We start from the raw sequence: 11,244 nt of genomic DNA on the forward strand, positions 1-11,244 counted from the left end.
GAAATTGTGGATAATTAACCGGATTTAATATTCCCTATCCCCAATTCCCAATCTGAATAACCCCCCACTGCCCATTTGTCAACCACTGCGGATCTTGACGCGATACTGATTCTAATTGGCTTGGTTGTAACCCCGCCACGATTTCTGATTTCAGGGTGCGTAAAGCAACAAAGGGAGCGGGGAAGTAATAGGTGATGTCTGCAAAAGAGGTGGTAAAATCCCATTGACGATCGCCTAAACAGCGGCGGTAGTTAGCATCTCCTTTGACAAAAATTAAACTTGATTGCGCTAAGTCTTGTTGCAATGATTCTGGCATTTCCCAGAAGACTAAAGGGGATGTCCAAAATAAATCATCTACAAGACATAAACGATTGCAATTAATGTAATCTTGCAGGCGCAAGCTTAAGTGTTGCACTTCCCTATTCTCATCAGTAGCGAGAATTTTTAGAGTGCTGCGGACATCTTTAATTGTCGCATCAGAAACAAAAGTAGGGTAAGGCTTGAGGTGCAGGTAAACAATCTTTGCAGCATTGGTATCTAACAGATAGTCTGCTAAGCACAAATCGCTGACAAGTTCCAAACCAGCATTGTCCACGATAAAGTCAATCCGTACTTTATCAAATTTGGCAATTTTATCTGAGATTACTGCTGTATCATCTACTAAAACGTGTGTCTGTTCGGGGTGATTTTCCAGACTATTATAGTTAGAATCAACAGCATCTACAGGCCAAAGACTGAGATCGGCTCGATTTCCCCACAGTACAAAATAGAACAGTGCGATTAAACTTGTTGTGTCTTTTTCACTATGGTTAATCTTAGCGCTGATTGCTTTTATAGAATCATTTGCAGTTTCCAAACCTCTATATTTTTGCACTGCATACGGATCTACACTCTGGGAAGAGTCTGGTAGGAAGTAATGCGTTGCTTCAAGGATACGACGAAAAAAGTATGCTTCCGCAAAAAACCAGGGAATATCCAGCCATCGCTTCCCAACAAAAGGTTCTAAATATGTATTCCACGATGTTAAATCTGGTGAGTTGTCATCTGTAAGCGATCGCACACTCCCATCAGCTAATTCTTGAATCAGCGTTTCCAGATTATTGACAATTTCTGGGGTAAAGTCATTTTCAGCAATTACCCGCCGCGCGATCGCTGGTAGCCGCGAGGTAAGGGTATAGTGAGCAAAGGAGCCGGACTCCGACATCATTAGTGGCGGTGGAAGCGGTAATTTAGGCTCTTGAAATGGCTTTTGCATTATGCGATCGCGTTCGAGTGTTAGTTATCGCCAATCATTTTACTCAAATTGGCGTTGGCAATCGGTTCGGGTAAATACCGAGCGCGATCGCTTTCCCATTTTGTCCTAACTAAATTCTTAAATAACTTGCAGTCGGACTCATAGGCAAGACGATTAACTGCTGATTTTGTAAATCCAATTCAATTCCCAACGCCTCCAGTGGAATCACTCCCAACAAAGCTAACTGCGTAATAATATACCAGTAGCTTTGCATTTAGCCTAGCAGGCCACTTCTCAAAAAACGCGATCTCTTCCTCTGCGTTCTCTCTTGCCTCTGCGATTAAAACTCTTTAATACTCTTACCAATTATGATGTAATCGGAGCATTTTAGTAGACCCCCATGAGCTTAACAGAACAAATATTATCTCAACTACCCGGCAATCCTCTGGACGGACTGCGTAAAACCGATAGCCTCTGGCAAGCAATCAAAGAAGATACACTACCAATTCCAATGGTAGTAAAAGAAAGCCAAGCTCCTCTCACAACTGTAGACTGGGACGTGGTAATTTGCGGCGGCACCTTGGGAATTTTAATTGGTACAGCCTTAGCAAAATTAGGTTGGCGAGTTGCCTTAATTGAAAGGGGAATATTGCGGGGTAGAGAGCAAGAATGGAATATTTCGCGCCAAGAATTAGAAGTATTTATAGAACTAAATCTGCTTTCAGAGGCAGAATTAGAGAAAGCGATCGCTACCCAATATAACCCCGCACGCGTCAGCTTCCTGGGTGGTTCTGAAGTTTGGGTGCGCGACGTTTTAAACATCGGCATTGACCCCGTTTTTCTCTTGGGAACCCTCAAATCAAAATTTCTAGCTGCTGGTGGGAAACTATTTGAAAACACCCCATTCTCAGGAGCAGTTGTTCACCCAGATGGCGTTATCCTAGAGGCTGCTGGCGGCTTAAAAACGCGGTTACTAATAGATGCAATGGGTAATTTTTCACCCATTGTCCAGCAAGTGAGACAAGGAGAAAAACCGGATGGTGTTTGCTTAGTTGTAGGTAGCTGCGCCAAAGGATATCCGCACAATGAAACAGGCGATCTGATCGCATCTTTCACCCCAATTCAAAACCAATGCCAGTATTTTTGGGAAGCCTTTCCAGCACGAGACGGCAGAACTACGTATTTATTTACCTATCTGGATGCTGACAACAGCCGCCCCAGTTTAGAATTTTTCTTTGAAGAATACCTGCGTTTGTTGCCAGAATATCAAAGCGTAGAACTTTCCCAACTGCAATTTGAAAGAGTTCTGTTTGGCTTCTTTCCCTCCTATCGCAAAAACCCAATTAGAATGCCTTGGAATCGGATTTTGCCAGTGGGAGATAGCAGTGGAAACCAATCTCCCGTAAGCTTTGGCGGATTTGGGGCGATGGTGCGGCATCTGAAACGATTAACAGAAGGCATTCACGAAGCTTTACAAACAGATGCACTTTCGCAGAATGCTTTGGCACTTTTGCAACCTTATCAGCCCAACATTGCCGTAACGTGGCTGTTTCAGCGAACGATGGGCGTAGGTGTCGATCAAAAAGTTGATCCGAATCAAATAAATCAGCTGCTTTCGGGAGTGTTTCAGGCGATGGAACAATTAGGGGACGACGTTTTACGCCCATTTTTGCAAGATGTCGTCCAGTTTCCCGCCTTGACCAAAACGCTAATTAAAACCTTATTCACCAAGCCGGGAATAGTGCTTCAAATCATTCCCCAGGTGGGCTTGGTGATGCTGCTAGATTGGATGGTTCACTACATTAACCTGGGAGCCTATACCGCCTTAGATAGGCTAGGAACAGCCTTAGAACCGTTTCGGAAGAAGTTGCCGCCCCTCGGTAGATATTACTGCGATCGCTTTGTGCAAGCTTGGCAGTATGGTTCCGGTAGCGACTACAGAAAATAGTTGTCATCACCGGAATCAGCCTATTTGCTGCTGTTGAATAAAATATTCTTGCCGCCTCTTGTCTATCGGTTATAACAGGGCTAGGGAAAATTATGAGCTTAAGGGATAAGAACATGATTCAGCGAAAATTTCAGGCAACACAATATTTTGGTGTGTTAATGCAGTTGTTGCGCGATCGCTCCAGTTTTATGGAAGAAATTCGCCAGGGCGTAAGGCTTCCCAGCAAAATTATCTCCCTACTCGTCTGTAGCTCCATCTTTTTTGCCTTCTACGGTGCGATTATTGGTTCATCCCATAGTGTTTTACAAGCCTTATCTTCAGCTTTCAAACTCCCATGCCTTTACTTGATGACGCTGATACTTTGTTTGCCGACATTGTACTTTTTTAGTATTATTTTCGGTTCCAGCAGAAGTATTGGACAGTATTTTGCCATATTGATGACGTGTGTAGCGGTAATTAGCGTTCTCTTATTTAGTTTGGCACCAGTCACGCTATTTTTTATGATTACCGCCTACAACTACCAATTTTTTAAATTATTAAATGTTTTCATGTTTGCCGTCACCGGATTTATTGGCATTACTTTCCTGTATCAAGGTATGCAGTCAATGTCTGAACCAGATAAAGAAGGGCAAGATACCCGGACAAACATTTTGAAATTTTGGTTGGTACTTTATGCCTTAGTGGGCTGTCAACTGGGTTGGACGCTTAGACCATTTTTTGGTTCTGCTGGAGAGTTTGAAGTATTTCGAGGAATGCAAGGAAACTTTTATCTAGATATTGTGAAAGCAATTGGAGAAATTCTGGGATTCAATTAATAAGTTTTTACAGTTAATAGTTTTATAGCAATTTAAGGGTTAGGTGCAATACATCTGTAGGGACATGGCAATGCCATGTCCCTACCAAGGTGACGGTAACTAAGGGGACGACACGCCGCCCCTCAGCAAACCAGCCTACACCACATGTTTAGTTTAATTATGTCTACCTAGTTATCAACTCATCAAGAGATTTATCAGTTTTTGAGTGATGGGAAACCCTCTTTACTGCCTAAAGTACAAGAACATTCGACTGAGATTCGCCTCTAGAAACCCATATCAAGCCCACATTGCTATATATTTACCGTGGGACATCCGAATCTGGTGCGATAAGGGACGGTTTATTATTAGCTACCAGAACAGTAGTTGTTAATCCTATTCACCAAATCTTTCTCTGGATTATAGGATTTTTGCAAGTTTTTAAACCCGACATCAACAGCGGTAAAATCTCTTTTTTTAAGAGCAACAACATAGTCGCGGGTGGATTTACTACTATCTCGATACATCTTGGTAAAATCAGCTTTAAACTTTTTTAGCTGCTCGTTGTTGACTTTGACAGCTTCCATTTCTTGAGCCGCTTTGTTCCAGATATCCGCTGTTTTGAGTAGAGCTTCCGAAGAGCTATTTCTACCACCATCGGTGACGGTTTTTATTTCATTAACCGTCCCATTGGTGATCTGGAAGATTTTTTGACACTGGGTAATTTTGTTGCCGCTACAACTAACACTCAAAAAACTAACGACAGCAGTTAGAGGAAGTATGACAGCATACCTGCGAAGAAAGTGCATGAAAACTCTCCATTTGGAGTATATTGGTACTTCCACTTTTTTCCCGTTGTCCCAGTGCCAATCGGGACGTAGTAAAGAAGTTGACCGATTTTAGGGTTCGGTATGGTCTTCGGATGCAACGATTGCATCGACAAGGCGTTGTAAAGCCACTGTAAGCTGCGTTAGCCGCATTAGAGAATCATCCTGAGTTTCTGCTAGAGTTTGCACTGCGTCACTCAAGGCAAAGATTTGATAGTGCTGTTGTTGCACTTGATGCCCTTGTTCTTGTACTTGAATTGTCAGAGCATCCACCCGGTCAGTAAGACGGTCAATTGTCTCGGTTGTGGCAAGTACCGCTTCCGCGATTTGTTCAACAATCGATTCTAACCGCCTTAATCTGACTTCTACTCCAGAATTATCCATGTCGCTGCTGATGCCATTGCCAAGCGTCAGCAACGATTTTACTCAAGTCTGCGTATTGAGGACACCAACCGAGAATTTTTTTGGCTTTGTCGCTGCTGCCGACTAAAATAGGAGCGTCTCCGGGACGGCGATCGCATTCTATCGCTTTGATCTCACGTCCAGTTACAGTTTGGGCTGCGTTAATCACTTCTCTGACTGAGAAGCCGTTGCCGTTGCCTAAGTTAAACACATCGCTTTTTCCCCCTTCCAACAGATACTTTAAGCCTAAAACGTGGGCATCTGCTAGATCGCTGACGTGGATGTAGTCTCGAAGACAGGTGCCATCGGGTGTATCGTAATCGGTGCCTAAAATTGAGATCGCTTCCCGTTTCCCTAAAGCTGTCTGTAACACGAGAGGGATCAGGTGAGTTTCCGGGTTATGATCTTCACCTAGTAACCCGTCGGGGTTAGCACCGCTGGCATTGAAGTAGCGAAAAGCGACTGATTTTAAGCCGTAGGCGAAATCAAAATCTGCGAGAATTTTCTCAACCATCCACTTACTCGTCGCATAGGGGCTGAGAGGATTTTGGGGATGATGTTCGGTCATCGGCACTTCCTGCGGCATTCCGTAGATGGCGCAAGTTGAAGAAAAGACAAACTTGTTGATGTTTGCCGCCACCATTGCTTCTAGCAGGGTGAGTGTGCCGTTGACGTTGTTGCGGTAGTATATGGCTGGGTTGGTTACAGACTCTCCCACGGCAATATAGGCGGCGAAGTGCATGACTGCGGCAATGTTGCGAGTGGCGAACAGGTTGTCGAGGAGAGCGCGATCGCTTGTATCTCCAACCACTAGCTCTACCTTGAGTACATTTTCCACCAGTTCCCGATGTCCGTACACCAGGTTATCCAGCACTACCACCTCATAGCCTGCATTTAACAGAGCTAGTACGGCATGGGTTCCGATATATCCAGCTCCACCAGTTACTAAAATCGTTTGTTTGGCTTGCGACACGTTCAATACCTTCTCACAATTTAGAATGGCTTGCTTTTAAAGAATAACCAGCTGCGTGCAGCAAGTCACATTCTCAGTAATTTTATCCGTTGTTTGCTTATCTGGCAGTAGCTCTGGACGTATTCCCGGCAACACCAAAGGAAGGATGCTCCCGGAGGCGCTCGCCTCTTATTATTGACAATTGTACAAAATACCAGAGTTTCCCCACCATCAGCTATGGAGTTAATTGCTTCTGATTATTGAGTTTGGCTGGCTTAGGGAGAAATTCTGGAGGATTTTGGCAGCGTGGCAATTGTAAAACCCGGCGCTCTTCTTGTGCGAGACTGTCTGCGGCTCCCTTATCTAACTGGAAATTGTCGCTAGGATTCGGCGATGGCGATGGCGCACTCTTGATGCTTAGTAACTGCACCACCGCCACCACTTTCAGAAGTAGCAATGCTAAAGTTGGTAGAATTCAAAGCTATGAAAGCATTAGTAACTCGAAAATAGCCCTCAGCAGTAATCTCGAAATTACCGCCCTTACCACTACCTATACTCTGAGCATCAATAAGTTTTGTTTCGTAATATATCCAATTGGCCTAGTTTGGGAAACTAATAGTTCTCAAGCTAGAAATTTTTCAGCCCAACGCTGAAATTTTAGGGCAAAGATGATCCAAATACCCTTCTTTCCAGCTCTCATCAATCTTGCTGCTGCATTCCGTTTCTTCAAGAGACTCGTCCGATAGTTTCCGCAATATCAAAGCGATCGCTTCCAGGGTAGATTCCCACAAACGGCTCTTTCTAGGGCACTGTTTTAACGTTATTACCCAGAACACCGGAACTTATCCCATCTGTCAGCTTACCTAAAAGTTAGGGACAAACAAATCTTGGGAGCCCCTGCAACGCTATCAATACTATCCCCAATTGTTGGGCAGGTTGGGAAAGTCTTAGCTTATTAAAGCTGAGTTTCAGTCACTTTATCAAGGTACGAATCTACATATAGATGCGGGTTTGAGAGGGCAAGTTTTATCAGTGAGCGTTTGATTATTATAAACGGACAGGTAAGTCAGGTTGGTGAGTGTTGACAAGGGTTTGAGGTCGGTTATTTGATTGCTATAAGCGGAGAGGTAAGCCAGGTTGGTGAGTGTTGACAAGGGTTTGAGGTCGGTTATTTGATTGTTATAAGCAAAGAGGTCAGTCAGCTTGGTGAGTGTTGACAAGGGTTTAAGGTCGGTTATTTGATTGTTATGGATGGAGAGGCTGGTCAGCTGGGTGAGTGCTGACAAGGGTTTAAGGTCGGCTATTTGATTGTTACCGAGAGAGAGGTAAGTCAGCTTGGTGAGTGCTGACAAAGGTTTGAGGTCGGCTATTTGATTCTTATGGACGGCAAGAAAAGTCAGGTTGGTGAGTGTTGACAAGGGTTTAAGGTCGGCCATTTGATTGTTACCGAGAGAGAGAGTAGCGAGCTTGGTGAGTGTTGACAAAGAATTAAAGTCAGCTATTTGATTGCTGTTAAGAAAGAGGGAACTCAGGTTGGTTAGTGATAACAAGGGTTTAAGGTCAGCTATTTGATTGTTATGGAGGTCGAGTGCAGCCAGCTTGGTCAGAGATGACAAGGGTTTAAGGTCGGCTATTTGATTGTTGTGGACGGCGAGGAAAGTCAGGCTTGTGAGTGATGACAAGGGTTTAAGGTCGGCTATTTGATTGTTGTGGACGGCGAGGAAAGTCAGGTTGGTGAGTGTTGACAAAGGCTTGAGGTCGGCTATTTGATTGTTACTGACGTTGAGTCCAGTCAGGTTGGTCAGAGATGACAAGGGTTTGAGGTTGGCTATTTGATTGTTGTAGAGGTAAAGGCCTGTCAGGTTGGTTAGCGATGACAAGGGTTTAAGATCAGTTATTTGATTGTTATTGACGGAGAGTTCTGTCAGGTTGGTCAGCGATGACAAGGGTTTAAGGTCGGCTATTTGATTATTACCGAGGTCGAGTCGAGTCAGGTTGGTCAGAGATGACAAGGGTTTAAGATCAGTTATTTGATTGTCCCGGAGGTAGAGTCCAGTCAGGTTGGTGAGTGTTGATAAGGGTCTAAGGTCAGTTAATCGCTTGTCGTAGATACCCAGCTCACTGAGAGTCGAAAGAAACTTGTCAACCTGATTACAATCTTGAGTTTTAGCCGCTTGCAAGAGGACATCAACAGTGTATTTTGTCTCCTCGCTCAAATTGGCTTTATTTAAACACCAATCAGCAAAGGTTCTAAGGGTAGTTGTCTTCTGAAGGGCGATAGCTTCGGCAGAAAAAGATAAAACGAACAGGAAAAGTGCTAGAGTACGCAGAGGCCGAATGCCTGGTAGAGTCCTAGACAAATTCTTGTTTAGTCTCAGATGCTTTTCGATATTCATACACCTATCACCTCAAACAAAATTTTGCTGTGAGCTAAGACTAACAGGAGACAGTGAAAATGCAACAGGTGGAATAGTCAGCAGTTGAGAGCTTTTCAAGAGTGCGATCGCATTAGCTATCCCCTTGCCAGTCCCACAAGATAGATTGAGCGATAAGCCACGGTCTGCAAGATAGATTATTGACTTAACACGGCATGGTAGTTCTTCGCAGTGATGGAGCTGTAATTTTTGTGGAAGGAGCTAGATGGATTAAACCAGTTCTAGCTTGCCCCATTTGGGACATAAAATAAAAAGCTCCTGGTAGAAAACTGTGGTTTTTTTTAATTGATTAGCGTTTGTTTCGATGATCGCTTCGGTCTAGCTTCCTTCCACAAGAATTACAGCGGATACCCTTATTCCAAATTTTTACCGAACTACAATTTGGACAAAGAGCTTGTCCTTTACTTCAGGTTGGATTTAACCTACCCACTGCTGGGACTGGGACAATAAGAAACAAGAGAATAAACTTAATCGGCTACAATACAGATAAGCCTAGATAGATTCTGCAAGATGTCTACTGTGTACTATAAAGTTTCCCTCATGAATTAGATATAGCTTGGCTTAAAACACTTGTAAGCAAACGAACTTTTTTTAGACCACAGCTTGCAAATTCAATGCGGCTTCATTCAGTTTTAGAGTGCCCGTTTTAGTTTGGCTAATGCCGCAGGCCGTTTCGGTAGCACCTTGATTCAGTGTATTCATGGCATCTACAACTTGTTGAACGGCGATCGCCTGTTGTTTAGCGGTTAGCGAAATTTGCTGGCTACTCATCACTACACTGCTAATGGCATTTGCCACATTCATAAATGTTTCGGCAGTTCCCTCAGCCGTTTTTACCCCCTGCTCAACAGTCTTGGTGCCTTCGTTTGTTACCATCATGGTAGAGTTAATCGCACCCTGAATCTCAGCAACCAGGATATTGATTTTCCCGGCAGATTTTTTGCTCTGGTCTGCTAGTTTGCGAATTTCACTTGCAACAACTGCAAAGCCTTTGCCATGTTCACCTGCCCGCACTGCTTCTACGGCAGCATTTAGCGCCAGCATATTAGTTTGATTGGCCAGATCGCTTACCAAACCAGAAATACTGCGAATTTGATTGGTTTGTTCGCTCAGGCACAGAATTTGTTCGGCGATCGCTAAGACCTTCTCCCTTAAAATTGCCATATCTTCCAGCGTATATTCAACAGCTCTGGTTCCAGTTTCTGCTAACTCTGCCACTTGTCGAGCTCCAGTGGCTGCTACTTCCGCCTGTTCCGCTGACTGCTTAGAAGATGCGCCCAATTTGTCCATTGTGGCAGTAGCCTGATGAACGGACGAAGCTTGTTGAGCGGCGATGCTCTCCTGCTGGGTAGTCATCGCAGCGATTTCGCTCGAAGAACTGGCAATGATATTCGCCACCTGATTAATTGGCCGAATAACTTTGCGGGCGATAAACAATAAACACAGGATACCTAGCAAAATTGCCAGAGCAGTTCCACCCAGAGAAACGAGTGTTGTGAGTTGCTCAGTCCGGCTCGCATCCTCCTTGCGTTTATTGAGTAGTTCGTCCTCTACATCAATCATTTCATCAAGCCGCACCCGGATTTGATCCATGATCTGTTTACCTGTGCCAGATACTACTAGCTCTCTTAGTATCTGCTCCTTGCCTGCTTTCTTGAGGGCAATGGTCTGCGCCAGATTATCCATTTTTTGCTGTGCCAAATCTTCTATGCGATCCAGTCGTTTTAATTGCTCTGGATTGTCTCGGATCAGGATTTCTAGCTTGGAAAAATGAGCTTTAAGTTCTTTAATGGAACTATTGTAAGGTTCCAAGAATTCCTCTTTGTTAGTAAATAGAAAGCCTCGCTCTCCAGTTTCAGCGTCCAGCAAGACTTTTTCTAACGCTCTCAATTCGGCTTCCACTTCATAGGTGTGGCTGACCCAGTTGAGAGCATCAACTAGGCTGCCCATACTGAGTTTAGAAATGATTCCGACTCCCACCATTGTTGCCAAAACAGCACTAAACCCGATCTGAGTTACTCGGTTCAGCTTCAGAGTGCGTTGCCCTTGATTCAGGTTAGTCATCATAGGTTTTCTTGAACTAATCATATCGGTGAAAATGCGTAGAAAGATTAAAATAATTCGTAGGATTCCTCACAATTTATAACCTAGTCAATACTGCTCCAACCTCAAAAATATAAATATCTTCATGCTCATCCGCTAGAGAACGCAAAGGACATAAAAATGAATAACTTTTGTCTCTACTCAGCTATGGCTCTTTCTAGCCCTTTCTTAAGAAAATTTGTAGTTTAATTATATTTGTGTAGTAACAAAAAATTTTTTACCTTGACCATAGATATAAAAATAATTAGAGCCAAAACATTAAAGCATTTTCTTTAACGTACCTTTATCAATTTTAATATCCTTTAGAGTACAAGGCTTAAGCTTAATAATAATTAAGTGTAATTGCTTACTAAGAATTAGAAAATCTGGGCCTTTTCGATTTTACTGTTATTTTAAAGATATATAGTAGCTCCAAAGAACAACCCCCTCTCCTTGTCTAAGAGGATGTTTGAAAAGTGGTGAGGGGTTAAATATTATGCCAACCGCCTGACCATGATACGGATCATTGCCAGATAAATAAAAGTCTCCGATGTTTCTGGCAATAACTCATAA

At 43.5% G+C, this 11,244-nt stretch carries 10 protein-coding genes and 1 pseudogene; 2 read left to right on the top strand and 9 right to left on the bottom strand.

Features of this window, described 5'->3' with window-relative positions:
* Positions 1 to 34: 34 nt before the first annotated feature.
* Entirely contained in the window at positions 35 to 1,255 is a 1,221-nt protein-coding gene (locus H6F66_RS14360) for a damage-control phosphatase ARMT1 family protein (RefSeq protein WP_190422379.1), read from the bottom strand.
* A 109-nt stretch (positions 1,256 to 1,364) separates the two neighbouring features.
* A pseudogene (locus H6F66_RS14365) lies at positions 1,365 to 1,472 on the bottom strand (aspartyl protease); the annotation flags it as partial.
* A 162-nt stretch (positions 1,473 to 1,634) separates the two neighbouring features.
* Between H6F66_RS14365 and H6F66_RS14370 the strand changes: the two are divergent.
* Both H6F66_RS14370 and H6F66_RS14375 read left to right on the top strand, forming a co-directional pair.
* Entirely contained in the window at positions 1,635 to 3,182 is a 1,548-nt protein-coding gene (locus tag H6F66_RS14370) for an FAD-dependent oxidoreductase (RefSeq protein ID WP_190422381.1), read from the top strand.
* Between the two features lie 113 nt (positions 3,183 to 3,295).
* Positions 3,296 to 3,997 (top strand): actin-binding WH2 domain-containing protein, encoded by a 702-nt coding sequence (locus H6F66_RS14375; protein WP_190422383.1) that lies wholly within the window; start codon positions 3,296 to 3,298, stop codon positions 3,995 to 3,997.
* A gap of 344 nt (positions 3,998 to 4,341) precedes the next feature.
* On the opposite strand, the gene H6F66_RS14380 is transcribed toward H6F66_RS14375, so the two are convergent.
* The 7 genes from H6F66_RS14380 to H6F66_RS14410 all read right to left on the bottom strand — a co-directional run bounded on the left by H6F66_RS14380 (position 4,342) and on the right by H6F66_RS14410 (position 10,656).
* Complete coding sequence (locus H6F66_RS14380) at positions 4,342 to 4,782, bottom strand: hypothetical protein (protein ID WP_190422385.1); 441 nt, start codon at positions 4,780 to 4,782, stop codon at positions 4,342 to 4,344.
* Between the two features lie 90 nt (positions 4,783 to 4,872).
* The gene (locus H6F66_RS14385) at positions 4,873 to 5,184 is read right to left on the bottom strand and encodes a hypothetical protein (protein WP_190422387.1); all 312 of its coding nucleotides are present in this window, start codon (positions 5,182 to 5,184) and stop codon (positions 4,873 to 4,875) included.
* The gene (gene galE, locus H6F66_RS14390; RefSeq protein WP_190422389.1) at positions 5,177 to 6,175 is read right to left on the bottom strand and encodes a UDP-glucose 4-epimerase GalE; all 999 of its coding nucleotides are present in this window, start codon (positions 6,173 to 6,175) and stop codon (positions 5,177 to 5,179) included. The genes H6F66_RS14385 and galE overlap by 8 nt, the downstream gene beginning before the upstream one ends.
* Before the next feature lie 214 nt (positions 6,176 to 6,389).
* On the bottom strand, positions 6,390 to 6,611 hold the full coding sequence (locus H6F66_RS14395) for a hypothetical protein (protein ID WP_190422391.1): 222 nt from the start codon (positions 6,609 to 6,611) through the stop codon (positions 6,390 to 6,392).
* A gap of 181 nt (positions 6,612 to 6,792) precedes the next feature.
* A complete protein-coding gene (locus H6F66_RS14400) occupies positions 6,793 to 6,945 on the bottom strand; it encodes a hypothetical protein (protein ID WP_190422393.1) in 153 nt (50 codons plus the stop codon).
* Positions 6,946 to 7,134: 189 nt separating this feature from the next.
* Positions 7,135 to 8,550: a leucine-rich repeat domain-containing protein gene (locus tag H6F66_RS14405; RefSeq protein WP_190422395.1), complete on the bottom strand. Its 1,416-nt coding sequence runs from the start codon at positions 8,548 to 8,550 to the stop codon at positions 7,135 to 7,137.
* Positions 8,551 to 9,180: 630 nt separating this feature from the next.
* Positions 9,181 to 10,656 carry a CHASE3 domain-containing protein gene (locus H6F66_RS14410; protein WP_242019191.1) on the bottom strand — a complete coding sequence of 492 codons (1,476 nt, stop codon included), beginning with the start codon at positions 10,654 to 10,656 and terminating at the stop codon, positions 9,181 to 9,183.
* Positions 10,657 to 11,244 lie beyond the last annotated feature (588 nt).

Source organism: Trichocoleus sp. FACHB-6 (genome assembly GCF_014695815.1).
Classification (GTDB): Bacteria; Cyanobacteriota; Cyanobacteriia; order Cyanobacteriales; family FACHB-T130; genus Funiculus; species Funiculus sociatus.